A 23,427-nucleotide genomic window follows, 5' to 3' on the forward strand; every position below is an offset into this window, starting at 1 on the left:
GGAGAAATGGTGCGAACGGCATCGGCCGGCGGCGCGCTGCACGCCGCGCCGCGCCGTGGCCACAAGGCCAGGCCGCAGACCCGGAATGATACCGCACCGCCGCTGCGGACCCCGGCGGGCGCCCCGGCGCGGTGCACGCCGCAGGCGCCGGGGACCGGGCCAGGAACGGTCAGAGCGACATGCCGCCGCTGGCCTCGATGGTTACGCCGTTGACGTAGCTGGCGTCGTCGCTGGCCAGGAAGGCGTAGATGCTGGCGATCTCGGCCGGCTCGGCCAGCCGGCGCAGCCAGCACGACGACTTCATGCCGTCGAGCACCTTGTCGGGCACGGTCTGCAGGATCTCTGTATTGACGAAGCCAGGGCACACGGCATTGACGCGCACGCCCTTGGGGCCGAGCTCGCGCGCCCAGGTCTTGGTGAAGCCGATCACGCCGAACTTGCTGGCGGCGTAGTTGGTCTGGCCGAAGTTGCCGTACAGGCCGACCACGCTCGAAGCGTTCAGGATCACGCCCTTGCCCTGCTCCATCATGATCGTGGCGACTGCCTGGGCGCAGTTGAAGACGCCTTTCAGGTTGACGTCGATCACGGCGTCGAACTGCGCCTCGGTCATCTTGGCCAGGCGCGCGTCCTTGGTGATGCCGGCGTTGTTGATCAGGATGTCGATGCGGCCGTGCGCGGCCAGCACCGCCGCCACCATGGCATCGACTTCCTCGCGGCGGGTCACGTCGACCCGGTACGCCGACACGCCGGTGCCGGTGCCGGCGAGCTGGCCGGCGGCTTCGCGCACGCGCTCTTCGTTGAGGTCGCACAGCACGACGATGGCGCCCTCGGCAGCGAAGCGCTGCGCGGTGGCAAAGCCAATGCCAGCGGCGGCACCGGTGATGATGGCAACCCGACCCTGCAGTTTCATCTTGTTATCTCTTTGATTTCGGTAGTGTGTGAAGCGATGGGGCCGCGGTCTGTGGTGCGCCGGAACATTGGTAGCGCAATCGCCTTGGTCCCCGGGGCTGGCCGTGCCAGCAGGTCTGGCAGGAAGACTTCTGTCACGAGCATCACGCCGTCGCCGCGCCTGAATACCGAGCGGCGCGCCGGCAGCATGGGCAGCGGCGCCATCGCCGGCAGCACGCGCTGCAGCGCCTGGCGCAATGGATGGTGCGGCACCAGCCGCGCGAACTGGAACGGGTCGCGCGTCACTGCCGGATCGATGAACAGCCGCCCGCCCAGCGGACGCGCGCCCAGACCGCGCAGGAACGGCCAGTCGCGCCGCGCGTGGCGCAGGCGCACCACGGTGTGGGCAAAGACGGCGGGAATATCGTCGCAGATCAGCAGCACTTCGCGCGTCAGCGCCGGAACGCGGTCGTGCTGGCCCAGCACCTGCCACTCATCGGCCAGCGGCCGCAATGGGCGCTGCAGCAACTGCGCCACGCGGAAGCGCTCGGACGCGGCCACCAGCCGCGCGGTCAGCGAACCGTCGTCGCCGGTCACCCAGCGCCGCAGGTTGGGCGTGATTGCCGCATCGAAAGCCAGGTGCGAACTCCAGCCGCAGCGGCGCGCGGACTGCGCGCTCATGCCGCGCCTGCGCTTGCAGGCACCTTGCCGCCCGGGCCGTAGCCGCAGAAGGCGAGCACTTCGTCGACGTAGTCGGCAAATTCGCTGATGCCGTGGTCGCTGCCCTCGATCACGCGAATATTCGCGCCGGGACAGGCGGCCACCATTTCACGGTAGTCCAGCACCTCGTCGCCGGTGGCGGCGAGCAGGCAGTAGCGCTCGGGGCGGCTGATGTTTTCCACGCGCAGGTCGAGCAGTTCCTGCAGGTGGCGGCGCTCGACCGTGATCGCGCCACCGCCGTGCCACAGCGGCTGCTCACCCAGATATTGCTCCAGGTCGGTCCACGGATGGATCGCCGGGTTCAGCAGCACAGTCTTGCAGCCATGGCGCTCGCCGAGCCAGCGGGCATAGAACCCGCCCAGCGACGAGCCGACGATGGCAACTTCCTGGTCGCCGCCAGCCTGGGCGGCGCGGATGGCAGCCTCGGCCTGGGCGATCGCCAGCGCCGGCGAAACATTGAGCTCGGGGCAGGCGTAGTAGCGGCCCACGCCCCACTGGCGCATGCGCTCCTGCACCAGCCGGGCCTTGAACGACTGCGGCGAGGAGCGGAATCCGTGCAGGTACAGCAGCATGGCGGTCCCCTGCGGCTCAGGCCGCCGCGGCCAGCGCGGCCAGCAGCTTCTGGTGCACGCCGCCGAAGCCGCCGTTGCTCATCACCAGCACGTGGTCGCCCGGCTGCGCCACGGCGCGCACGGACTGCACCAGCGCGCCCAGGTCCTGGAACGCGGCAGCCTTGTCGCCCAGCGGCGCCAGTGACTCGGCCAGGTCCCAGCCCAGCGCGTCCTTGCCAGGGGGGGCGCCGTAGCCGAACACCAGGTCGGCCTGCTCCAGGCTGGCCGGCAGCTGGGCTTTCATCACGCCCAGCTTCATGGTGTTCGAGCGCGGCTCCAGCACAGCCAGGATGCGGGCACTGCCGACGCGGCGGCGCAGCCCTTCCAGGGTGGTCTGGATCGCGGTCGGGTGGTGGGCGAAGTCGTCGTAGACAGTCACGCCACCTACCTCGCCGCGCACCTCCATGCGGCGCTTGACGTTGGCGAAGCGCGACAGCGAAGCGATCGCCTGCTCCGCCGGCACGCCCACGTGACGTGCCGCGGCGATCGCCGCCAGCGCATTCATGCGGTTGTGCGTGCCCTGCAGGTCCCACACCACGGTGCCGGCCACGGCGTTGCCGAACCAGACGTCGAAGGCATCCTTGCCCGTCTGTGCGGAGTGCGCGGTGTGGGCGGCATCGCTCTCGCGCCAGTCGCCTACGCCGAACTGTTCGACCTCGCTCCAGCAGCCGCGCTCGAGCACGCGCGCCAGGCTTTCCTCGACGCCGTTGACGACCAGCCGGCCCTGCCCCGGCACGGTGCGCACCAGGTGGTGGAACTGCGTCTCGATCGCCGTGAGATCCGGGAAGATGTCGGCGTGATCGTATTCCAGGTTGTTCAGGATCGCGGTGCGCGGGCGGTAATGCACGAACTTGCTGCGCTTGTCGAAGAATGCGGTGTCGTACTCGTCGGCCTCGATCACGAAGAAATCGGATTCGGTCACTCGCGCCGAGATGCCGAAGTTCTGCGGCACGCCGCCTACCAGGAAGCCCGGGTTGTAGCCGGCATCCTCCAGGATCCAGGCCAGCATCGACGTGGTGGTGGTCTTGCCGTGCGTGCCGGCCACCGCCAGCACCCATTTGCGCGCCAGCACGTGCTCGCCCAGCCATTGCGGGCCAGACACATAAGGCAGGTTGCGGTCGAGGATGGCTTCCATCAGCGGATTGCCGCGCGAGACCACGTTGCCGATCACGAACAGATCGGGCTCCAGCGCCAGCTGGGCGGGGTCGAAGCCTTCGATCAGCTCGATGCCCTGCGCTTCCAGCTGGGTGCTCATCGGAGGATAGACATTGGCATCGCAGCCGGTGACGCGATGGCCGGCCTGCTTGGCCAGCACCGCCAGGCCGCCCATGAAGGTGCCGCAGATGCCAAGGATATGAATATGCATGGGTTCCCGGGAAGACATGAAGCCCGCAGGCTTGGGGACTCGGCACCCGGCGCTCGCGCGGCGGCAGCGTGGCCGCATGGTGATGGCAGGCCGGGCAGGAAGCCCTCGATTGTACCCGAGCGCGGGCGGCCTTCGCTGCACCGCGGCGCCCGGCTACGGTCCCGTGCAGCGCCCGGCGCGCGCTCCGGTATCATGGGGTAATGAGCCGACGTACCCCGCCCGACCCCACCCGCCTGCGCGAGGAGATCGCCCAGGCCGCCGCCCGCATGATCGCCGAGGACGGCGCCGACTACGCCACCGCCAAACGCAAGGCCGCGCGCCAGGTGCTGGGCGAGCAGCGCGTGCCCGGCGAGTGGCTGCCCGACAACGACCAGGTCGAGGCCGAAGTCCGCGCCTACCAGGCCCTGTTCCACGCCGACACCCAGCCGCGCGTGCTGGCCCTGATGCGCCGGGTGGCGCTGCTGGCCATGGAGGACCTGGCGCCGTTCCGGCCCTACCTGGTGGGTGCCGTGCTGAACGGCACCGCCACCGAGCACTCGGACATCTACCTGCAGTGCTTCTGCGACAGCGCCAAGGACGCCACGCTGCACCTGCTGAACGCCGGGGTCGACTTCGAAACCAGCGAAAGCCGTCACTTCGGCGGCCGCGCCGATGTCGAGACGCTCAGCTTCCTGTGGAAGGGCCAATGGCCTGACCGGCGCGAAGCGCGCCAGCTGGCCGGCGAGGTGCGCGCGGAACTTGGTGTGCCGGTCGGCATCCATATTGCACTGTATGATGCCATCGACGAACGCGGCGCCGTGCGCGCCGACGCCTCCGGACGGCCGGCCCGCGCGGACCTGCAGGCCGTACGCGCGCTGATCGGCGAAGATGCGGGCACCGGCCCGGCCGGAAGCCCGGCCTGAAACGCCGGCCGGCTAAGCTCGCCTACTAATACTCACCAGTCCAGCTTGCCCATGACTGACACCGTCTCCTCGCCCGTCCGCCGCTCCCGCCTCTGGCTGTGGATCGGCGTTGCCGTCGTCGCCTGCGTCGCGGGTGCCCTTGCCGGCCACTTCGTGTTCTCGCCCAAGCCGGCGAACGACCAGGCGGTGGAGGCGTTCTTCCAGGCGCGGCTGCCAGACCCTGCCGGCACCGAGCTGGACCTGGGCAAGCTGCGCGGCAAGACGCTGGTGGTGAACTTCTGGGCACCGTGGTGCGGCCCCTGCGTGGAAGAAATGCCCGAACTGACCGCGCTGCACGAGGAATACAAGAGCCGGCAAGTCGAGTTTGTCGGCATCGGTATTGATTCGGCCAGCAATATTCAGCAGTTCACCAAGAAGGTACCGGTCGCCTATCCGCTCGCGGTTGCCGGCTTCGCCGGCACGGAGCTGTCGCGCAACTTTGGCAACAGCGCCGGCGGCCTGCCCTATACCGTGGTCATCAACCCGGACGGCAGCGTAAAGTACCGCAAGATGGGCCGCGTTACCGCGGAAGAACTGCGCGCGGTGCTGCCGCGCACCTGAGTAAGTTCTTTCGGTATCTCCGGTCAATTTCGGATTTCTCTCGCGATTTGTTCCGTAATCGTACTTAGCGACCGCGAAAGTGCTGAAAGCGTCGCCGAATGGGGCCCAGCGTCGCCAAGCCTTGTATCCCGCGCTAGACAAATCCCTCTAAGCTACGGTAATCTCCGCGCAATTTCGTTGATCTGGTCGAGCCGCCGTGACTGCAACCCGCTCCATCCGTCGCTCTGCCCGCTACCGCAAGGTGCTGGTCCTGCATGGGCCCAACCTGAACCTGCTGGGCACGCGGGAACCGGAGACCTACGGGTACACCACCCTCGCCGATATCGACGCAGCGCTGGCCGACCAAGCGGCAAAGGCCGGCATTTCCCTGGCTTCGTTCCAGTCCAACCATGAGGGGGCACTGGTCGACCGCATCCACGCCGCGCGCGAGGAAGCCGTCGATTTCATCATCATCAACCCCGCTGCCTACACGCACACCAGCGTGGCCCTGCGTGACGCGCTGGCCGGCGTGGCGATCCCTTTCGTGGAGGTCCACCTGTCCAACGTGCATCGCCGCGAGAGCTTCCGTCACCATTCCTATTTCTCCGACGTGGCTGTCGGGGTGGTCTGTGGGCTGGGATGGCAGGGATACCTGCTGGCACTCGACTATGCGCTTGCCCAGGAACAGCCGCCGCCAGGGAGCCCGGGGCGCTGACCCCTGCCACAATTTTTTGACGAACCTGCGCGCGCCGCCCGGCGGTCCGCGCCCGTTGCGCGTGCTTCGGCACGGCGGGCGCGGCTCTGTGGTGGCCGCCATAACGATTTCTTCCGCCGCAGCCCAGCGGGCAGCGGACCGGACAACCTGATTCAGGAGGATAAGAAGATGGACCTGCGCAAGCTGAAGACGCTCATCGACCTGGTGGCCGAATCCGGCATCTCCGAGCTGGAAGTCACCGAAGGCGACGGCAAGGTACGCATCGTCAAGCAACCGCCGCAAATCGTCGCCGCGCCGATGGCCATGCCCCAGCTGCAGGCACTGCCGGTCGCGCCGGCCGCTGCCCCGGTCGGCACGGCCGCCCCGGCAGCCGACCCGGTTGCGCAGCTGCCCGCCGGCCACATTGTGACCTCGCCGATGGTGGGCACGTTCTACCGTGCGCCGTCGCCGGGTGCCGCCGCGTTCGTCAATGTCGGCGATTCGGTCAAGGAAGGCCAGACCGTCTGCATCATCGAAGCCATGAAGCTGCTCAACGAGATCGAGTGCGACAAGGCCGGCGTCATCAAGGAAATCCTGGTCGAGAACGGCCAGGCGGTGGAATACGGCCAGCCCCTGTTCGTCATCGGCTAAGCCTGAAAGGCATGCCGCGCACAGCGCCGCCAACGGCCGCCCATGCGGCCGCAAGCACAGCACCGGCGCCGCCCTCCAAGGCGTTTCGTGACGCCTGGGACGTTGTGGGCATCGCGGCCCGTTCCGTGCAGTTCCATGCAGTTCCGCGCTTTAGTGCGGCCCGGCGGCCCGCCTGATGGCCGCGCGCCCGATGTGCCGTAGCGGCACGCAGCGGGACCGCTCCCGTTCTCGCAGAGAGAGACCATGTTTGAAAAAATTCTGATCGCGAACCGCGGCGAAATCGCTCTTCGCATCCAGCGCGCCTGCCGCGAACTGGGCATCAAGACGGTGGTGGTGTACTCCGAGGCCGACAAGGAGGCCAAGTATGTGCGCCTGGCCGACGAAGCCGTCTGTATCGGCCCGGCCCCGTCGCCGCAGTCGTACCTGAACATGCCTGCCATCATCTCGGCCGCCGAAGTGACCGACGCGCAGGCCATCCACCCAGGCTACGGCTTCCTGTCGGAGAATTCCGACTTCGCCGAGCGCGTGGAGAAGTCCGGCTTCGTCTTCATCGGCCCGACCGCCGACAGCATCCGCCTGATGGGTGACAAGGTCTCGGCCAAGCAGGCCATGATCAAGGCCGGCGTGCCGTGCGTGCCGGGCTCGGACGGCGCCCTGCCCAGCGACCCGCAGGAGATCCTGGCGACCGCGCGTCGCGTGGGCTACCCGGTGATCATCAAGGCCGCCGGCGGCGGCGGTGGGCGCGGCATGCGCGTGGTGCACACCGAAGCCGCGCTGATCAACGCCGTCAACATGACGCGTGAAGAAGCCGGCCGTGCCTTCGGCAACCCCGAGGTCTACATGGAGAAGTTCCTGGAGAATCCGCGCCACGTGGAGATCCAGATCCTTGCCGACCAGCACAAGCAAGCCATCTGGCTGGGCGAGCGCGACTGCTCGATGCAGCGCCGCCACCAGAAGGTGATCGAGGAAGCCCCGGCGCCGCATATCCCGCGCCGCCTGATCGAGCGCATCGGCGATCGTTGCGCCGAGGCCTGCAAGAAGATGGGCTACCGCGGCGCCGGCACCTTCGAGTTCCTGTACGAGAACAACGAGTTCTACTTCATCGAGATGAACACGCGCGTGCAGGTCGAACACCCGGTCACCGAGATGATCACCGGCATCGACATCGTGCAGGAGCAGATCCGCATCGCCTTCGGCGAGAAGCTGCGTTTCCGCCAGAAGGACGTGCAGTTCCGCGGCCACTCGATCGAATGCCGCGTGAATGCCGAGGACCCGTTCAAGTTCACCCCGTCGCCGGGCCGCATCACCGCCTGGCACATGCCGGGCGGCCCCGGTGTACGCGTGGACTCGCACGCGTATGATGGCTACTTCGTGCCGCCCAACTACGACTCGATGATCGGCAAGATCATCACTTACGGCGCCACGCGCGAGCAGGCCATCGCCCGCATGCGCATCGCGCTGTCCGAAATGGTCGTGGACGGCATCCAGACCAATGTGCCGCTGCACCGAGAGCTGATGATGGACGCCAACTTCGTGGAAGGCGGCACCAGCATCCACTATCTGGAGCATCGGCTGGCGCAGCGCGAGAAGGCCGGCGGGGTCTGAGCGAACGCGCGCCGAACCAACCCGCAGTCAGCAAGGAAGCCCGTGGCATTTCAGGAATGTGTGATCGAAGTGGCGCAGGACCAGGCCGAAGCCTGGTCTGAAGCCCTGTTCGACCTCGGCGCGCTGTCGGTCTCGGTGGAAGACGCCGATGCCGATACGCCCGATGAGCAACCGCTTTTCGGCGAGCCCGGGCTCGAACCCAAGCAACTCGCGTGGAACCGCTCGCGCGTGGTGGCCCTGTTCGGCGACGATGCCGACCCCGCCGTGGTGGTGGCCGCAGCCGCCAACCAGCTTGGCATCGATCCGGTGCCGGCCTACGAACTGCGCGCGGTGGAAGACCAGGACTGGGTGCGCCTGACGCAATCGCAGTTCGAACCGATCCGCATAGGCGAGCGCATCTGGGTGGTGCCGTCGTGGCACGACGCGCCCGAGCCCGATGCGGTGGTGCTGGAACTGGATCCCGGCCTGGCCTTCGGCACCGGCAGCCATCCGACCACGCGGCTGTGCATGCAGTGGCTGGAGCAACACGTGGTGCCGGGCGAAACCGTGCTCGACTATGGCTGCGGCTCCGGCATCCTGGCGATCGTCGCACGCAAGCTCGGTGCAGGCGATACCGTCGGCATCGACATCGATCCCAACGCCGTGGAAGCGTCGCGCTACAACGCCGAGCGCAATCAGGTCGAGGCGTCGTTCGCGCTGCCTGAGTCGGTGTCCGAGGCCACTTATGACCTGGTGGTCGCCAATATCCTGTCCAATCCGCTCAAGCTGATGGCCGCGATGCTCAGCGCCCGCGTGCGCCAGGGCGGCCGGCTGGTGCTGTCCGGCGTGCTGGAGCGCCAGGCGGAAGAAGTTGCCGCCGCCTATGCGCCTTGGCTGCCGCTGACGGTATGGCGCGCCGAGGAAGGCTGGGTGTGCCTGCACGGCACCCGTCCCTGATCTGCGCCGATGGCCGCCGTCAAGCTTGTCACGCGCTGTCCGGCCTGCCGCACCGCCTTCCGGCTGGTCGCCGACCAGCTGCGCCTGCGCCAGGGCCTGGTGCGTTGCGGCCACTGCGAAACGGTGTTCGATGCGCGTGAGCACCTGATCGAGATTCCGTTGCCTGCGGGCAGCATCACGCCGCCGGCGCCCGCCGTAGCGCCGGCAACCACACCGCTTGCAGCCGCGCCAGCGTCCCCGCTGATAGCAGAGCCTTCCGGCCCAGGCGAGACCACCCCGGCACCGCAGCCGACACCGCAGCCGGCACCAACACCCTTCACTCCCACCATCGATCCCGGCTATGACGTGCCGGCGCTGGACGCGCCGACCATGCTCATGACCTCGCCCGAAGACCTGGACGTCCCTGCACCGGCAGAGATGGGCGAAGACGAGATCGAGCGTGCACTGCGCGAGGCCAACGAGGCCGTCGCCCAGCGCGATGCCCGCGAGGCGGAGCGGCAGGTCGATGTCGAGCCCGTGTCACAGCAGGCTGCGGCAGAGGCCGGACCAGAAGCGGAAACTGAGGCGGAAACTGAGGCGGAAGCTGAGGAGAAAGCTGAGGCGGAAGCTGAAGCAGAGCCTGCGGGGGAACCTGCAGCGCAACTTGAAGTGCAGCCCGAGCCCGCGGCCGAACCGGAAGCGCACCGGGAGGCGCAGCCGCCGGAACATGAGCCGGAACGCGAAGCGACGCCCGCCAGTGCAACCACTACGCCTGCGCCACCGCAGCCGGCCACGCCGGAAGCCGCTGCGCCGGCATGGCCCGCGCTGAACCACAACGCACTCGATCATCCCGCGCTCGACGAGTCGGCAGCGATCGGCAAGACCACGGAAGCAGCAACGCCAGCGTCCCAGCCAGCCGCCGTGCCCGCGCCCGCGGCCATCCCGAGCGCCAGCGAATTCCTGCGCGCGGCGTCAGCGGATATCGGCCCGCCACCGCAGGCCCAGCCGCCCAAGGCAGACGCGCCCATCGCCGAGTTGTCGGACAGCGAAGCAGCCGAGCGCACCGACACCCGCGATACCGGCTCCGCCCGCGACGCCGGGCCCGCCCCCGACACCAGCCTGCCCATCAGCACGACCGGCGAAGCCGTCGCACGCGAGCAGACCACGCGCCGCTGGACCCGCACCGAAGCCCCGGCCGGCCCGGTCTTCGCTCCCGACTTCCTGCGCCACACCCGCGAACGCGAAAGCGAGCGTGCCCCAGCGCGCAGCCGCGGGCCGGCCCCGCGCACGCTCTGGTACGTCGCGGCAGCGGTGCTCGCGCTGGGCGCCGCGGTGCAAGCGGTATATCTCGCGCGCAGCCCACTCGCCGGACAGTTCCCGATGCTCCGCCCGGCACTGGAAGCCGCATGCGCGCCGTTCGGCTGCGACGTGCCGCCGTGGCGCGACATCGACGCGCTGCGCATCGAGACCTCGCAGCTGCAGCGGCTCGACGAAGGCGGCGACGCCTACCTGCTCGCCGTCACGCTGCGCAACCTGGGCCGCGCCACCACCGCGCTGCCTGCGATCGAGCTGGTGATGACAGACCTGCAGGACCAACTGCTGCTGCGACGTGTGCTGCAACCGGCGGATTACCTGGACCCTTCGCAAAAGGCCTTCGCCACGGAGGGTCTTCGCGCCGGCATGGAGCTGCCGGTTCGGGTACGATTCCGGACGCAGCAGGCGCCGTCCAACTACCGCGTGCTGATTTTTTATCCCTGAATTCCGCAGCCTGCTGCCGAACCGAATCCGAGTCCGGCGGCAAGCGGCGCCCCCCACCGGGGCATTGGCCGGCCAGGCGCCGGAAACTGAACCGGAAACCATCAGACATCAAGGAGTAGACATGAGCAACGTCACCCTCGGCGGTAACCCGATCGAAGTCGCAGGCAAGTTCCCGCAGGCTGGCGACAAGGCGCCCGCCTTCTCGCTGGTCGGCAAGGACCTGAAGGATGTCACGCTTGCCGACTTCGCCGGCAAGCGCAAGGTGCTGAACATCGTCCCGAGCCTGGACACGCCGGTGTGCCAGGCTTCGACCCGCAAGTTCAATGAAGCCGCCAGCGGCCTCGCCAACACCGTGGTGCTGACCATCTCGGCTGACCTGCCGTTCGCGATGGGCCGCTTCTGCACCACCGAAGGCCTGGCCAACGTGGTAACGCTGTCGACGATGCGCGGTGCCGACTTCAAGGGCAACTACGGCGTGGACATCAAGAGCGGCCCGCTGGCCGGCGTGACCGCGCGCGCGGTGGTGGTGCTCGACGAGAACGACACCGTCAAGTACGCCCAGCTGGTCCCGGAAATCAAGACCGAGCCGGACTACGAAGCCGCCCTGGCCGCGCTGAAGTAATCCGCGCTGCCTGAGGACAGCGGCCGCCCGCGCAACCGGGGCGGCCGTTTTCGCTTCATGCCTGACCGATCAGAATCGTCCCGCAAGGGATCCACACAACTAACGACCTACCACCTGGAGAGAGCATGGCCAGCCTGATCTGCGGCTCCGTCGCCTACGACACCATCATGACGTTCGACGGACGCTTCCGCGAACACATCCTGCCGGACCAGATCCATATGCTGAACGTCTCGTTCCTGGTGCCCGGCATGCGCCGCGAGTTCGGCGGCTGCGCCGGCAACATCGCCTACACGCTGAAAATGCTCGGCGGCGACCCGGTGGTGATGGCCACCGTCGGCACCGATGCCGAGCCCTACCTGGAATACCTGCGCAAGCTGGAGATCCCCACCAGCCACATCCGCGTGCTGCCTGAGACCTTCACGGCGCAGGCCATGATCACCACCGACCTGGACAACAACCAGATCACCGCCTTCCACCCTGGCGCAATGAGCCAGTCGCAGCTGAACAACGTCAAGGACGCACTCGGCGGTGGCAAGGCGCCGGCGCTGGGCATCGTCGCGCCGGACAGCCGCGAAGGCATGCTGCACCACGCGCGCCAGTTCGCCGAGGCCGGTGTTCCGTTCATCTTTGACCTGGGTCAGGCCATGCCGCTGTTCAACGGCGAAGACCTGCGGGAGTTCGTTGAACTCGCCAGTTACGTGACAGTCAACGACTACGAGGCGCAAGTCCTGCTGTCCCGCACCGCATGGACCAGCGCCGAGGTCGCCGCAAAGGTCCGTGCCTTCATCGTCACGCACGGCGAGCGCGGCGCCAGCATCTATGCCGATGGCCAGCAGTACGCGATCCCGGCGGTACAGGCCGAGCGCATCGTGGACCCGACCGGCTGTGGCGACGCCTTCCGAGGCGGCCTGCTCTACGGCATTGAAAACGGTTTAGACTGGGAAACGACCGGCCGCCTGGCATCGCTGATGGGGTCGATCAAGATCGCGCAGCAGGGTCCGCAGAATCACTGGTTGTCGCGCGAAGACATTGGCAACCGGTTCCAGTCTGCATTCGGGTACCGCTACGCCTGACCTGCGGCCAGCGCGTGGCATTCTTCGGGATCTGACATGAACCAAATGCTCCGTGGCGGCGCCGTTGCCGTCATTGTCATCGCCGCCCTGGTCGCAGGATGTGCGACGGAATCCAATTCCAACAGCATCTACAGCACCGGCCAGGCGCAGCGCGAGCAGACCGTGCGCTACGGCGTGGTCGAGGGCGTACGCGAAGTCGCCATCCAGCGCAGCCAGACCGGCGCGGGCACGCTCGCCGGCGGAGCCATCGGCGGTATCGCGGCCGGCAGCACCATCGGCGGCGGCAACGGTGCAGTGGCGGCGGGCATCCTCGGCGCGATACTGGGCGGCATCGCCGGCAGCGCTGCCGAGAACAAGATCAACGAGCGGCGGGGCCTGGAGATCACCGTGCGCCTCGAAAACGGTGAGATGCGCGCAATCACGCAGGAGGCCGACGAAGTCTTTCGTCCGGGCGAGCGTGTGCGCCTGCTGTCCTCGGGCGGCGTCACCCGCGTCACGCACTGAACCGCTGCGCCCGGCCGGGCGCCAGCATGCAGCGCATACAGGCGCCGCACCCGAAAGGGCCGCGGCGCCTTTTTTTTTGATCAGGCACCAATGAAAAGACCCGCCGGGCCCGGGGCCATCGGCGGGTCTGCAAGACTGGCGTCTTGCTGACCGGATACGCGGTATCCGGTCATGCTGGCACGCACTGCGTGCCGTTGTGGTTCCGTACGGAACGCGTAAGGCCCACGCCGTGCGGCGCAGCTTACGGACGGTTGCCCGTCGGGAACGGCCAGGCAGCGGCCGGGTTCAACGCGGTCTTGGCAGCCGAAGCGGGAGCAACGGCAGGAGCAGCGGCAGGCTTCGCGGCAGCCTTCTTGGCAGCCGACTTCTTCGCAGCAGCCTTCTTTGCCGGAGCCTTCTTGGCAGCCGGCTTCTTGGCAGCTGCCTTCTTGGCCGGAGCCTTCTTGGCGGCGACCTTCTTGGTTGCAGCCTTCTTGGCCGGCGCGGCCTTCTTGGCGGCGACCTTCTTCACTGCGGCCTTCTTGGCCGGTGCTGCCTTCTTGGCGGCAACCTTCTTGGTTGCAACCTTCTTGGCGGCGACCTTCTTCACCGCGGCCTTCTTGGCAGGGGCCTTCTTGGCCGCAGCCTTCTTGGCCGGCGCTGCCTTCTTGGCGGCTACCTTCTTCACAGCGGCCTTCTTGGCCGGTGCCTTCTTGGCGGCCGGCGCCTTCTTGGCGGCTACCTTCTTGGCGGCTACCTTCTTGGTTGCGGCCTTCTTGGCCGGAGCGGCCTTCTTGGCGGCCGGCTTGGCGGCCTTCTTAGCCGCCGGCTTTTTCTTTGCAGCAGTTGCCATGGATAACTCCTTCACTAGAGAGTGAATATCGAATGACCTAAGTCTCAGGCGACCCGACCGACCCGAGACGCGATGCTACAGCGCAGCCCCAGTCGAGCGAGCGATTCATCGGCGCGCGGCCCGACTGCGGCTGCACGCTAATGAATTCGGTTGCAGGCGCACCGCCCATGGCGGTGACTTCGCGGCAGTTGCGGATCCGCAAGCGGGACCGGGGCACTTGCCGCGCCCTGGAATATTCGATCGGCCCGCACCGCCCGTTGGGTCGGCGCGCGGCCAGAAAAGAGGAGATATCGGACAGCAGGCCTGCGGTGCGGGCATGGCCTCGCGCACGGCAAGCGGCATTCATTCGGTGGTAGCTGGTCCAACCCGTCCATGGACCAAGGGAGACTGCACGCGTTCTAATAAGCCGGCTCGGCCAGGTCTGCGTCAAAGTTCTCGTGCTCCTCAGCTACAACCTCCATCACTGCATCGAAGCGCGCATCGCGCTCGTCGTTCCAATCTTGCTTCCTGCTTCTCTGCAATGAAGTGAGACTCTTGTCAAGGCGAATCATAATTCGTTTGCACGATGATGTTAAGAAAAAAGTGCAAAAAAACTTGCCTGCATGCAGCGCTCAAACTAGTTCTCTCGCACGTCGTCACGAAGACGTTGCCGATGGCATCGCGATGCATCGCTCGCACACTGGTTCGAAGGCGCGCTTCGCGTGTTCGCGCACGCGTCGCGACTCCCCTTCTCGGCCCACACACGCGCAGCTTTTACACACCCGCACGACACCCGGTTACAACCGCGCAGCGCGCATCGCACGAGCACGCGCGCGCTGCTGCGCGCGTCATCGCGCTTTCCGATAACGCGCATGGACAAAGGCTTTCCGGGCGATGCCCCGATACGCGCGCGCCCTGCGCGTCGTTGCGCGCGCGCGTGAGCGCGCGCCTTGGCAACGCCTGGCGCGCCTCGTCGCCTGCATGCGTTACACGGTCGTCAGCGCGCACGCGTGACGCGCGTCCGGCTGACTGCGACGGCTTGCGTCACCGACGTCGCGCGAGCACGCCGGACAAGCCGCCGAAGAGTGATGCGCGAACGCAACGGTTTGCATCGAAGCAACAGCGCGCGGACCGCAAAGCGTTGCGATTGAGCAAAGCGGCGATGCGCGCGAAGCATCGAGGCAACACTCCGAGCGCATGTCGGACACAGCTGCGCCGACATCATCGCCACCGCTGCGCTCATCCATTCGGATGACATTCTTCACGCACCATCGATCGCTGCGCGCATCGCGCGATGCCGACTGTCCTGCCACGCTGCGCAGCGCTTGCCACTGGCTTGCCGATCGCTTGCCGATCTCGCCGCGAGAGTCCGGCAGTGTGCCGCATGCCCGCTTAGAGGAATGCTTCGGCGACGCGCCCGGCAGCCCGAATTGCTGCAACACAAAAACCCGCAAACGACGGCTGCATGCGGCTTCGCGAGCAGCACGCCAGCCGTGCGCCGGGGCTGTCAGCGAGACCGGCGCGGCATGCCGTGCGATTGCGGCGCGGCGGCTACGACAGTAGATTGGCGTGCGCGCCCGCCGCCCGGACTGCGCTGCTTCGACGCAAGCGGCAGCACCGCGCGGCGCATCGCACCGGCACCTGCCGGTGGCAACGAACCTCAAAGGAGACATCATGCGCAACTCATCCCACCTGGCCGCTGTCCGTTCGCTGGTTCATCCGGCATTGCGTGCCGCGGTGCTCGCCGCCGCCCTGCTCGGCAGCGCCGCCGCGATGGCGCAGGCCACGCCCAGCGGCATGTGGAAGACCATCGACGACAGCACCGGCAAGCCGCGCGGGCTGGTAGAGATCAGCGAGAAGAACGGCGTCTACAGCGGACGCCTGGTGAAGACCTTCGTCGAAGGCGATGGCAAGCCCAGGATCTGCGACAAGTGCACCGATGCGCGCAAGGACCAGCCCCTGATCGGCATGACCATCCTGACCGGCCTGCGCAAGACCGGCGACAACGAGTGGAGCGGCGGCGAGATTCTCGACCCGGAGAACGGCAAGGTCTACAAGAGCAAGCTGTCGCTCGCCGAGGATGGCAACAAGCTCAACGTGCGCGGCTTCATCGGCATCAGCCTGATCGGCCGCACCCAGACCTGGGAACGCGACCACTGACCGGCGGCGGCTCATGTGACTCAGGGTTTCTCCGCGGTCGCCGGCAACGCGCAGCGACGCGGCCGGAAAAAAAAACCGGGCGGTTCTCACCGCCCGGTTTTTTTGTCCTCGATACTGCGCTTTACATCCGGTACCGCAGCGTCGCCATCACGCTGCGCGGGGCACCGGGCATGTTCAGGTTGGGACTGGTGCCGTGCGCCGACACGATGTAGCCCTTGTCGAACAGGTTGTAGACGTTCAGCTGCGCCTCGAACGCGCCGCGGCGGTACCAGGCCATGGCGTCGGCAGTGACGTAGCCGGGCAGGGTCACGGTGTTGAGCGGATCGGCATAACGCGCGCCCACCAGGTTGACGCCGGCGCCCACGCCGAAGCCGTGGCCCAGGTCCTTGGTCACCCAAGCGTTGCCCGAGTGGCGCGGCGTAATGGTGGCACGCTTGCCTTGCAGCGCGGCGGTGGACTTGGTGATGGTGGCATCCAGGTAGGCGTAGCCTGCCAGCATGCGCCAACCACCGCCCAGTTCGGCCGCGCCGGAGAGTTCGATGCCGTCGGTGCGCTGCTCGCCGATCGGCAGCAGTGCCGTGTTGGTGGCGTTGGCCACCTTGATATTGCTGCGCTCCAGTCGGAACACCGAGATCGTGGTGCTGGCCTTGCCGTTCAGCCAGTCATACTTGGCGCCGACTTCGGTGTTGTTGGTGGTCTCCGGCGCCAGGTCGGCGTTGTTGGCCGCCAGCGCAAAGGCCTCGCCCGACGGCTGGAACGACTTGCTCCACGACACGTAGTACGACTGCGTTTTCGACGGCTGCCACACCAGGCCGGCGCGCGGGCTCCAGGCGGTATCGGTGCGCGACAGGTCGCGCTGGCCGGCGATCCGGTTCTTGGTCTCCTGCTGGAAATTGTCGTAGCGCACCCCGATCAGCGCCTTCCACTGCTCGCTGAACTTGATCATGTCCTGGGTATAGAACGCCAGGGTGTCGAAGACGCCCAGGTTCGAGGTCGTCGGGTTGCCCGGCGCCAGGCGCGGCAGAGTCGGCAGCACCGGATTGAACAGGTCGAAAGTGCCCGGGACCGGCTTGGTGTTGTTGACCTGGTCCTTGTTCTGTTGCCCGATCTCCATGCCGTACAGGATCTCGTGCTCCATGCCCAGGAAGGTGGCCTTCTGGATCAGGTCGGTCTGGTTGAACCAGCCATGTTCCTCGCGGCGGACATTGCCGTGGTTCATGGTCAGCGTGCGTGCCGCTTCGTTGACCGCAGCGGTCAGCGTGTTATTGCGGTCCAGCGAGTAGTGGTAGTAGCGCGTGGCGTTGCGGATCGACCAGTTCTCATTGAAGCGATGGTTGATCGTGGCGGTGCCGGAGAACACGCGCGATTGCGAGTAGTCGGCATCGCGCGCGTTGGCCGCGCCGTAGTAGCGCGAGGCCGGCACGTCGACCGGGCGGCCCTGGTAGGCCGGGATGCCGAAGTCGGTGACGCGACGGTCTTCCAGGTAGTCGGCCTGGAACAGCACGGTGGTCTCGGGCGCCACGCGCAGCTCGAGCGACGGCGCAATCGCCTTGCGGTCCAGGAACTGCTGCGAGCGGTAGCTGTTGGCCTTCTCCACGGCGCCGGTGATGCGGAACGCGGCGGCGCCATCGGCGAACACGCGGCCGACGTCGGCCTCGGCGCGGCGATCGGCCCACATGCCGTAGCTCAGCGCGAAATCGGTGACGTCGAGGCCAGGCTTCTTGGTCACGCGGTTGATCAGGCCACCGGCCGAGCCGCGGCCGTACAGCACCGCCGCCGGGCCCTTGACCACTTCGACGCGGTCCACATTGGACAGGTCGCGGAAGTACAGCGCGTCGTCGCGGATGCCATCGACGAACTGGTCGGCGATCGCGGTGAAGCCGCGGATCGAGACCTGGTCGCGCTGGCCGTCGCCGTGCGAGAACGACACGCCCGGCACGTTCTTCAGCGCATCCTGCATCGACGTGGCGTGCTGGTCGCGCATCACCTCCGCGGTGACCACGTTGACGGTCTGCGGAACGTCGCGCAGCGGCGCTTCGGTCTTGGTCGCGCTGACCGCGTTGGGCGGGTTATAGCCGGCGCCCAGCTCGCGGCTGACGTCGGCCTTGACGGTGACCTCGGGCAACTGCGCCGCTGCCGGCGGCGTGGCCTGGGCCCATGCCGCCATCGGTTGCAACACGAAGCTCCCTGCCACTGCGGCGCAGATCGGGTGAAGTTTTATTCTCATTTCCCTGTGATCGACTGTAATAATTTTTAAAAATGCGACGCATTATCGATTACACGGAATGGAGGGGTCAACGAGATTGCGAATTATTCCTATTCACTTCGGTGCAGCGTTGTTTTGCGGTACGCGTTGACCGTGGGCAGTACGCTGGCGTTTGACTTGTGGGCTGACTCAGGCCAACTGCTCTACCAGCGCGTCGCGGGCTTCCGCAATGAACGGCGATTCGCTGCGGCGGGCGGGCAGCAGGAAGAACTCAGCTTCGGGAAGGCGCGGCAACCGGAGCCGAGCGACTGTGCCGCTGTCCAGCGGCGCGACGCCAGGCCCGATCGCCGACGCGTTCAGGCAGGACAACCCCAGTCCGGCTGCGAGCGCGAGATGCAAACCCGCCACGCCCGAGGCCGAGTGCGCGATCTCGAACGGCAGGCGCTTGCGCAGCAGCAGCTGCACCACGAACTGGTGCAGCGAGCAGGTGTCGGGCAGCAGCACCAGCGGTAGCGTGGCGGGCAAGGCGTCGGACTCGCCGGATGCCGCCACCCAGGCCAGCGGTTCGCGCCGCAACACGGTACCCCGCGTGCTCTTGCCCTGCGTGTCGCGGGCGCGCGGAAGGCGCATGCTCAGGCCGATATCGAAGGCATCCATCTCGGCGGCGGCATCAATCGCCGCGCTCTTCATCACCGTCACGTGCAGCCTCAGGTAGGGATAGCGTTCGCGCAGGCGCCGCAACATGCCGGCGATCTCGCCCGGACGGAAGTAGTCGGTGACGGCAAGCCGCAGCTCGCCCTCCAGCGCGTGCCCGCGCAGCTCCTGCAACGCCAGCTCGTTCAGCGCGAGGATGCGGCGCGCGTGCTCCAGCAGCCGCGCACCGGCCGGCGTCGGCACCGCGCCGTGCCGCCCGCGCGACAGCAGCGGCACGCCGGCGCGCTCTTCCAGCTTGCGCAACTGCTCGCTGACCGACGACTGCGACAGGAACAGCCGGGGCGCGGCGGCGGACAGGCTGCCGCTGTCGGCGACGGTGACGAAGGTGCGCAACTGGTCGGTTTCGAATCCACGCATGAGGGGGCTCCGGCAAGGGATGCAAAGGCAGCGAAGGTGCCATTGTTACTTCGGCAGATCCGATGGATCACATCGGATATTCCCGCTTTTCCGATATTACTCCGACTCCTAACATGGCATCACCTGCCCACGAAACAAGGAGTCCGCCATGCCCCACATCGTCCTGCATCTCTCTGGCGAGCCCGACGCCGCCCTCACCCGCCGCAGCGCCGCTGCCATCGCCGACCTGACCGCGAGCGTGCTCGGCAAGAAGCGCGACGTGATTGCCATCACCGTCCACTACGTGCCGCACGACAGCTGGATCATCGCCGGCGTGCCGCTGTCAGAGCAGGGCCGCAATGCCTTCCATCTCGATATCAGCGTCACCGATGAGACCAACACCAAGGCCGAGAAGGCACAGTTCATCCAGGCTGTGTTCGAGACCATGGCGGGCCTGCTCGGCAACCTGCATCCCGTCTCTTATGTGCACGTGATCGATGCCCGCGCGGCGGCGTACGGCTATGGCGGCCGCACGCAGGAGTATCGACACCAGCACGGATGAAGCGCGCGTCGGCTTCAGGCCTGCGCTATCGGCGCTGAAATCGGGCTGTATTTTGTGACCGGACTGGCCTGAAGCAATCGCGCGGCCCGCGGCTTGTACATTTAGTGCGTTGTTAACTAGTGTGGTTGGGTGCCGCCGGCACCCAACCCGGCCACCCTGGAATCCGACGCATGAAACACATCACCCTGCCCGACGGCGAGCGCATCCCCGCGCTCGGCATGGGAACGTGGAACATGGGCGAGACGCCCGCGGCGCGCGCCGAAGAGATCGCCACGCTGAGGCTGGGCCTGGACCTTGGCCTGCGGCTGGTCGATACCGCCGAGATGTACGGCGAGGGCCAGTCCGAGGAAATGACCGGCGAGGCCCTGGCCGGGCGGCGCGATGAAGCCTTCCTGGTCAGCAAGGTCTATCCGTTCAACGCCAGCCGCCGCGGCACCGTGCAGGCGTGCGAGCGCAGCCTGCACCGGCTGCGCACCGACCGCATCGACCTGTATCTGTTGCACTGGCGCGGCGGGGTGCCGCTGGAGGAGACCGTCGCCGCCATGCAAACGCTGCAGCGCGACGGCAAGATCCGCCACTGGGGCGTCAGCAACCTGGACCTGGCGGACCTGCAGGAGTTGTGGGACGCGCCCGGCGGCGAAGGCATGGCCACCAACCAGCTGCTATACAACCTGAGCCGGCGCGGCATCGAATGGGACCTGCTGCCGTGGCTGCGCCAGCGTGGCATCCCGGTGATGGCCTACTCGCCGATCGAGCAGTCACGGCTGCTGGGCAACCCGGGGCTGAAGCGCTTCGCGCGCGACCACGGCATGACCGCGGCGCAGGCGGCGCTGGCCTGGCTGCTGGCGCAGGACGGCGTCATCGCCATTCCCAAGACCGGCCAGCGCGAGCGCCTGCAGGAGAATATCGGCGCGCTGTCGCACCCGCTGTCGGCGGCCCAGCTGGCCGAACTCGACCGCATCTTCCCGCCGCCGGACGGGCCGGGGGCACTGGAGATGCTGTAAGCGCGCCCGCGGCGCGGCGTCAGTTCAGGCGCGACGCGTAGCGTTCGCGCTCGACGTAGCGCACCAGGTAGTTGCGCGCCTTGTCGCGAGTATCGGCAGTGACGCGCGCCGCTGCCTGGCGGGCGCTGCTCTTGCCGTGCGACGACGACATCTGACCGTCCAGGTAAGTGCGGAAAGCGTCGTGCATGGCGTTCAGGTCGGACTGGCATGCGGCCAGCGCCGCATTCGCCACGTCCTTCGACTGGCCCTTGGACGACAGGTTGTCGTCGGCCTTCTCCTTGACGCAGTCCATATATTTGGCGCGCAGCGCCTGCCAGCCGCTGCTGTCGGCGGTGGCGGCAGCGCTGGTGCTGTCGGCGGTGGGGCCGGGCGAGGGCGGGGAAGCGCACGCGGCGAGCAAGGCCAGCGGCAGGGCGGTAAGTAATTTTTTCATGCCTTGATGGTTCGATGCGGCGGTGCCGCATGGATGCGTGGTCGTTTCGGAAGCCGTCAAACTGCCACGAATGCCACGGTGAGGCTACCTCCGTCACAAATGGAAACGACTCGTCACCACGTGATCTTTTGTCCGAGTGCCTCTGGCGCCTATGCTTCAGAGACGACAACAACACCCAAGGAGAAAAGATGAAACGTCGAAACTTCCTGACCGCCGGTGCGGGCCTGGCCCTGGGCAGCCTGGCACTGGGTGCCTGCACCACCACGCCGCCCGACGCGCCGACCGACAAGGCGGCACGGCGGCGCGAGCTCGACTCCGGCACCGAGGCCACGCTGTCGCGCCTGTATGGCTCGGTCAACGGCTCGCGTGAACTTGCCAGCCGCGCCCGCGGCATCCTGGTCTTTCCCAAGACGCTGTCGGCGGGCTTTATCGTCGGCGGCGAATATGGCGACGGCACGCTGCGCTCGGGCGGCGCCACGCGCGGCTATTACCGCCTGGTCTCCGGCTCGGTCGGCTGGCAGATCGGCGCGCAATCCAAGTCCGTGATCCTGATGTTCATGACGCAGGACGCGTACGACAAGTTCGTGCGCAGTGCAGGCTGGACCGCCGGCGTCGATGCCACCGTCGCGCTGGCGACAATTGGCGCCAATGGCGTGCTCGACACCAATACCGCGCAGCAGCCGATCGTCGGTTTCGTGATGACCAACGCCGGGCTGATGGCAGGCCTGAGCCTCGAAGGCAGCAAGATCACCCGGCTCGACCTGTAAGCGTCTGTCGCGGACTTGCGCCGCACGGCAGGACCGCCGTGCGGCAGCAGTTTTCGCGGCCGCGCGCCGCGAAGGGATAGAATTCGTCCCTTTGGCCGAATTCTCATGTGGTTCAAGAACCTGCAGGTCCATCGTTTCTCCGCTCCGTGGACGTCCGGCGCCGACGAGGTCGAAGCCAGCCTGGCAAAGCACGCCTTCTACTCCGGCACCAGCCTCGAAATGCAGACGCAAGGCTGGGCCTCGCCCCGTGACAACGGTCAGCTGGTCCATACCGTTGGCCGCCAGATGCTGCTGACGCTGCGCACCGAGAAAAAGCTGCTGCCGACCACCGTGGTCAACCAGGTCACGCGCGCACGCGCCGCGGAGATCGAGGAACAGCAAGGCTACAAGCCGGGCCGCAAGCAGATGAAGGAACTGAAGGAGCAGGTCACCGAGGAACTGCTGCCGCGCGCCTTCAGCATCAGCCGCGACACGCGCGTGTGGATCGACCCGGACAACGGCTGGCTGGCGATCGATGCCGCCGCCGCGGCCAAGGCCGATGAAGTGCGCGGCATGCTCTTCAAGGCACTGGACCCGCTGCCGCTGGTCAACCTGCATGTCAACCAGTCGCCCGTGGCGGCCATGACCGAATGGCTGGCCGGCGACGCCGCGCCGGGCGGTTTCACCGTCGACCAGGAAATCGAGCTGCAGTCCGGCAGCGAAAGCAAGGCCACGGTGCGCTACGTGCGCCATCCGCTCGATCCCGAAGATCTGCGCCGCCATATTGCCGCCGGCAAGCGCTGCACGCGCCTGGCGATGACCTGGAACGACCGCGTTTCGTTCGTGCTGACCGACGGGCTGGTGGTGAAGAAGGTGGCGCCGCTGGACGTGATCAAGGAACAGGCCGACGGCACCACGCATGACGAAGACGAGCGCTTCGATGCCGATTTCGCCATGATGGCCGGCGAGCTGTCCGGCCTGCTGGGCGACCTGACCGAAGCGCTGGGTGGCGAGCGCAAGAGCTAAGGCAGGCGGGGCGCACGTACTGAAGCAGTCGCGCGCCCTTCCCCGTCATTCCATCCAGTTGACCTTGGGGAAGCGGCCGGCAAACCCGTCCGGCATCGCCACCACCTGCTTGTTCACATAGTCGAAGAAGACAAAGCCCGACTTGGCCATCGCGATCAGGGCGCCGTCGGCCGGCCGCGTGATGCGGAAGATGATGTCGCCGCCGTACTTGTTGAAGTCCATCACGCCGACTTCGAACTGCAGCTGGTCGCGCGCATGCGCCTCGTTGCGGTACATGGTGGCGAGGTCGGTGACGATGATGCCTACGCCTTCCTGCCGCACGTCCTCGCTGCCGAATTCGTACAGGAAGCGCGCCCTCGCCTCGGAGATCATCGAGATCATCGAGTCATTGGCGAGATGGTTGGCCGAGTTGATGTCGGTCACGCGCACGGTGAGGTGCGTGGCGTAGCAGAACTGGTCGGCGGGCAGGTCGAGTTTGAGGCGGGCCATGGCAGAACTTGCAAGGATGGATCGGACGCCACCCGGCCGGGGCCGGCGGCGA

The 23,427-nt window shown here is 67.1% G+C and carries 24 protein-coding genes; 15 read left to right on the forward strand and 9 right to left on the reverse strand.

Annotation, left to right across the window (positions count from 1 at the left end; genetic code table 11):
• Positions 1 to 169: 169 nt before the first annotated feature.
• Genes fabG through mpl form a run of 4 tightly spaced genes read right to left on the reverse strand, consistent with a single transcriptional unit; the run spans position 170 to position 3,585 of the window.
• Positions 170 to 910, reverse strand: coding sequence for a 3-oxoacyl-ACP reductase FabG (gene fabG, locus CTP10_RS14110; protein ID WP_116318139.1), 741 nt, complete (start codon positions 908 to 910; stop codon positions 170 to 172).
• Entirely contained in the window at positions 907 to 1,569 is a 663-nt protein-coding gene (locus CTP10_RS14115) for a chorismate--pyruvate lyase family protein (protein ID WP_116318140.1), read from the reverse strand. The genes fabG and CTP10_RS14115 overlap by 4 nt, the downstream gene beginning before the upstream one ends.
• Complete coding sequence (locus tag CTP10_RS14120) at positions 1,566 to 2,180, reverse strand: YqiA/YcfP family alpha/beta fold hydrolase (protein WP_116318141.1); 615 nt, start codon at positions 2,178 to 2,180, stop codon at positions 1,566 to 1,568. Before CTP10_RS14120 ends, CTP10_RS14115 begins: the two co-directional genes overlap by 4 nt.
• 16 nt (positions 2,181 to 2,196) lie before the next feature.
• Positions 2,197 to 3,585 (reverse strand): UDP-N-acetylmuramate:L-alanyl-gamma-D-glutamyl-meso-diaminopimelate ligase, encoded by a 1,389-nt coding sequence (mpl, locus tag CTP10_RS14125; RefSeq protein ID WP_116318142.1) that lies wholly within the window; start codon positions 3,583 to 3,585, stop codon positions 2,197 to 2,199.
• Between the two features lie 200 nt (positions 3,586 to 3,785).
• Between mpl and CTP10_RS14130 the strand changes: the two genes are divergently transcribed.
• The 10 genes from CTP10_RS14130 (at position 3,786) to CTP10_RS14175 (ending at position 12,888) form a co-directional block, all read left to right on the forward strand.
• Entirely contained in the window at positions 3,786 to 4,487 is a 702-nt protein-coding gene (locus CTP10_RS14130) for a UDP-N-acetylmuramate--alanine ligase (RefSeq protein ID WP_116318143.1), read from the forward strand.
• Between the two features lie 51 nt (positions 4,488 to 4,538).
• On the forward strand, positions 4,539 to 5,087 hold the full coding sequence (locus tag CTP10_RS14135; protein ID WP_116318144.1) for a TlpA family protein disulfide reductase: 549 nt from the start codon (positions 4,539 to 4,541) through the stop codon (positions 5,085 to 5,087).
• A gap of 196 nt (positions 5,088 to 5,283) precedes the next feature.
• Positions 5,284 to 5,781 carry a type II 3-dehydroquinate dehydratase gene (aroQ, locus tag CTP10_RS14140; RefSeq protein WP_116318145.1) on the forward strand — a complete coding sequence of 166 codons (498 nt, stop codon included), beginning with the start codon at positions 5,284 to 5,286 and terminating at the stop codon, positions 5,779 to 5,781.
• A gap of 168 nt (positions 5,782 to 5,949) precedes the next feature.
• Entirely contained in the window at positions 5,950 to 6,411 is a 462-nt protein-coding gene (gene accB / locus CTP10_RS14145) for an acetyl-CoA carboxylase biotin carboxyl carrier protein (RefSeq protein WP_116318146.1), read from the forward strand.
• Positions 6,412 to 6,654: 243 nt separating this feature from the next.
• A complete protein-coding gene (gene accC / locus CTP10_RS14150) occupies positions 6,655 to 8,016 on the forward strand; it encodes an acetyl-CoA carboxylase biotin carboxylase subunit (RefSeq protein ID WP_116318147.1) in 1,362 nt (453 codons plus the stop codon).
• 42 nt (positions 8,017 to 8,058) lie between these two features.
• Positions 8,059 to 8,952, forward strand: coding sequence for a 50S ribosomal protein L11 methyltransferase (gene prmA, locus CTP10_RS14155; RefSeq protein ID WP_116318148.1), 894 nt, complete (start codon positions 8,059 to 8,061; stop codon positions 8,950 to 8,952).
• Positions 8,953 to 8,961: 9 nt separating this feature from the next.
• Complete coding sequence (locus CTP10_RS14160; protein ID WP_116318149.1) at positions 8,962 to 10,689, forward strand: zinc-ribbon and DUF3426 domain-containing protein; 1,728 nt, start codon at positions 8,962 to 8,964, stop codon at positions 10,687 to 10,689.
• 121 nt (positions 10,690 to 10,810) lie between these two features.
• Positions 10,811 to 11,311 (forward strand): thiol peroxidase, encoded by a 501-nt coding sequence (gene tpx / locus CTP10_RS14165; protein WP_116318150.1) that lies wholly within the window; start codon positions 10,811 to 10,813, stop codon positions 11,309 to 11,311.
• Positions 11,312 to 11,436: 125 nt separating this feature from the next.
• Positions 11,437 to 12,384, forward strand: a complete 948-nt coding sequence (locus CTP10_RS14170) for a carbohydrate kinase family protein (protein WP_116318151.1) — start codon at positions 11,437 to 11,439, stop codon at positions 12,382 to 12,384.
• A gap of 36 nt (positions 12,385 to 12,420) precedes the next feature.
• Positions 12,421 to 12,888 (forward strand): hypothetical protein, encoded by a 468-nt coding sequence (locus tag CTP10_RS14175; RefSeq protein WP_116318152.1) that lies wholly within the window; start codon positions 12,421 to 12,423, stop codon positions 12,886 to 12,888.
• A gap of 241 nt (positions 12,889 to 13,129) precedes the next feature.
• Here the strand turns inward: CTP10_RS14175 and CTP10_RS14180 are convergent, their stop codons facing one another.
• The gene (locus tag CTP10_RS14180) at positions 13,130 to 13,720 is read right to left on the reverse strand and encodes a histone H1-like DNA-binding protein (RefSeq protein WP_116318153.1); all 591 of its coding nucleotides are present in this window, start codon (positions 13,718 to 13,720) and stop codon (positions 13,130 to 13,132) included.
• A gap of 1,653 nt (positions 13,721 to 15,373) precedes the next feature.
• Here CTP10_RS14180 and CTP10_RS14185 point away from each other — a divergent pair.
• Positions 15,374 to 15,859 carry a DUF2147 domain-containing protein gene (locus tag CTP10_RS14185; protein WP_116318156.1) on the forward strand — a complete coding sequence of 162 codons (486 nt, stop codon included), beginning with the start codon at positions 15,374 to 15,376 and terminating at the stop codon, positions 15,857 to 15,859.
• Positions 15,860 to 15,980: 121 nt separating this feature from the next.
• Here the strand turns inward: CTP10_RS14185 and CTP10_RS14190 are convergent, their stop codons facing one another.
• Both CTP10_RS14190 and CTP10_RS14195 read right to left on the reverse strand, forming a co-directional pair.
• Positions 15,981 to 18,086, reverse strand: coding sequence for a TonB-dependent receptor (locus tag CTP10_RS14190; protein WP_116318157.1), 2,106 nt, complete (start codon positions 18,084 to 18,086; stop codon positions 15,981 to 15,983).
• A 168-nt stretch (positions 18,087 to 18,254) separates the two neighbouring features.
• Positions 18,255 to 19,136, reverse strand: coding sequence for a LysR family transcriptional regulator (locus CTP10_RS14195; protein ID WP_116318158.1), 882 nt, complete (start codon positions 19,134 to 19,136; stop codon positions 18,255 to 18,257).
• 148 nt (positions 19,137 to 19,284) lie between these two features.
• On the opposite strand from CTP10_RS14195, the gene CTP10_RS14200 reads away from it, so the two are divergent.
• Both CTP10_RS14200 and CTP10_RS14205 read left to right on the forward strand, forming a co-directional pair.
• The gene (locus tag CTP10_RS14200) at positions 19,285 to 19,677 is read left to right on the forward strand and encodes a tautomerase family protein (RefSeq protein ID WP_116318159.1); all 393 of its coding nucleotides are present in this window, start codon (positions 19,285 to 19,287) and stop codon (positions 19,675 to 19,677) included.
• 170 nt (positions 19,678 to 19,847) lie between these two features.
• A complete protein-coding gene (locus tag CTP10_RS14205) occupies positions 19,848 to 20,681 on the forward strand; it encodes an aldo/keto reductase (protein WP_116318160.1) in 834 nt (277 codons plus the stop codon).
• A gap of 19 nt (positions 20,682 to 20,700) precedes the next feature.
• Here the strand turns inward: CTP10_RS14205 and CTP10_RS14210 are convergent, their stop codons facing one another.
• Complete coding sequence (locus CTP10_RS14210) at positions 20,701 to 21,114, reverse strand: hypothetical protein (RefSeq protein ID WP_116318276.1); 414 nt, start codon at positions 21,112 to 21,114, stop codon at positions 20,701 to 20,703.
• A 188-nt stretch (positions 21,115 to 21,302) separates the two neighbouring features.
• Between CTP10_RS14210 and CTP10_RS14215 the strand changes: the two genes are divergently transcribed.
• Both CTP10_RS14215 and CTP10_RS14220 read left to right on the forward strand, forming a co-directional pair.
• Complete coding sequence (locus CTP10_RS14215; protein WP_116318161.1) at positions 21,303 to 21,881, forward strand: BPSL1445 family SYLF domain-containing lipoprotein; 579 nt, start codon at positions 21,303 to 21,305, stop codon at positions 21,879 to 21,881.
• A 105-nt stretch (positions 21,882 to 21,986) separates the two neighbouring features.
• Positions 21,987 to 22,886, forward strand: coding sequence for a recombination-associated protein RdgC (locus tag CTP10_RS14220; protein ID WP_116318162.1), 900 nt, complete (start codon positions 21,987 to 21,989; stop codon positions 22,884 to 22,886).
• 45 nt (positions 22,887 to 22,931) lie between these two features.
• Here the strand turns inward: CTP10_RS14220 and CTP10_RS14225 are convergent, their stop codons facing one another.
• The gene (locus tag CTP10_RS14225) at positions 22,932 to 23,375 is read right to left on the reverse strand and encodes a thioesterase family protein (protein ID WP_116318163.1); all 444 of its coding nucleotides are present in this window, start codon (positions 23,373 to 23,375) and stop codon (positions 22,932 to 22,934) included.
• Positions 23,376 to 23,427: the final 52 nt, after the last annotated feature.

Origin of the sequence: Cupriavidus sp. P-10 (genome assembly GCF_003402535.2) — a bacterium.
In the GTDB taxonomy this organism is placed as follows: domain Bacteria; phylum Pseudomonadota; class Gammaproteobacteria; order Burkholderiales; family Burkholderiaceae; genus Cupriavidus.

Coding starts and splice junctions, on each gene's coding strand:
- CTP10_RS14205 (WP_116318160.1), top strand. CDS start 19,848: ATGAAACACATCACCCTGCCCGACGGCGAGCGCATCCCCGCGCTCGGC.
- CTP10_RS14180 (WP_116318153.1), bottom strand. CDS start 13,720: ATGGCAACTGCTGCAAAGAAAAAGCCGGCGGCTAAGAAGGCCGCCAAG.
- CTP10_RS14170 (WP_116318151.1), top strand. CDS start 11,437: ATGGCCAGCCTGATCTGCGGCTCCGTCGCCTACGACACCATCATGACG.
- CTP10_RS14120 (WP_116318141.1), bottom strand. CDS start 2,180: ATGCTGCTGTACCTGCACGGATTCCGCTCCTCGCCGCAGTCGTTCAAG.
- CTP10_RS14220 (WP_116318162.1), top strand. CDS start 21,987: ATGTGGTTCAAGAACCTGCAGGTCCATCGTTTCTCCGCTCCGTGGACG.
- CTP10_RS14200 (WP_116318159.1), top strand. CDS start 19,285: ATGCCCCACATCGTCCTGCATCTCTCTGGCGAGCCCGACGCCGCCCTC.
- CTP10_RS14160 (WP_116318149.1), top strand. CDS start 8,962: ATGGCCGCCGTCAAGCTTGTCACGCGCTGTCCGGCCTGCCGCACCGCC.
- CTP10_RS14190 (WP_116318157.1), bottom strand. CDS start 18,086: ATGAGAATAAAACTTCACCCGATCTGCGCCGCAGTGGCAGGGAGCTTC.
- CTP10_RS14135 (WP_116318144.1), top strand. CDS start 4,539: ATGACTGACACCGTCTCCTCGCCCGTCCGCCGCTCCCGCCTCTGGCTG.
- accB (WP_116318146.1), top strand. CDS start 5,950: ATGGACCTGCGCAAGCTGAAGACGCTCATCGACCTGGTGGCCGAATCC.
- CTP10_RS14175 (WP_116318152.1), top strand. CDS start 12,421: ATGAACCAAATGCTCCGTGGCGGCGCCGTTGCCGTCATTGTCATCGCC.
- CTP10_RS14195 (WP_116318158.1), bottom strand. CDS start 19,136: ATGCGTGGATTCGAAACCGACCAGTTGCGCACCTTCGTCACCGTCGCC.
- CTP10_RS14210 (WP_116318276.1), bottom strand. CDS start 21,114: ATGAAAAAATTACTTACCGCCCTGCCGCTGGCCTTGCTCGCCGCGTGC.
- CTP10_RS14225 (WP_116318163.1), bottom strand. CDS start 23,375: ATGGCCCGCCTCAAACTCGACCTGCCCGCCGACCAGTTCTGCTACGCC.
- CTP10_RS14215 (WP_116318161.1), top strand. CDS start 21,303: ATGAAACGTCGAAACTTCCTGACCGCCGGTGCGGGCCTGGCCCTGGGC.
- tpx (WP_116318150.1), top strand. CDS start 10,811: ATGAGCAACGTCACCCTCGGCGGTAACCCGATCGAAGTCGCAGGCAAG.
- fabG (WP_116318139.1), bottom strand. CDS start 910: ATGAAACTGCAGGGTCGGGTTGCCATCATCACCGGTGCCGCCGCTGGC.
- CTP10_RS14115 (WP_116318140.1), bottom strand. CDS start 1,569: ATGAGCGCGCAGTCCGCGCGCCGCTGCGGCTGGAGTTCGCACCTGGCT.
- CTP10_RS14130 (WP_116318143.1), top strand. CDS start 3,786: ATGAGCCGACGTACCCCGCCCGACCCCACCCGCCTGCGCGAGGAGATC.
- mpl (WP_116318142.1), bottom strand. CDS start 3,585: ATGCATATTCATATCCTTGGCATCTGCGGCACCTTCATGGGCGGCCTG.
- accC (WP_116318147.1), top strand. CDS start 6,655: ATGTTTGAAAAAATTCTGATCGCGAACCGCGGCGAAATCGCTCTTCGC.
- CTP10_RS14185 (WP_116318156.1), top strand. CDS start 15,374: ATGCGCAACTCATCCCACCTGGCCGCTGTCCGTTCGCTGGTTCATCCG.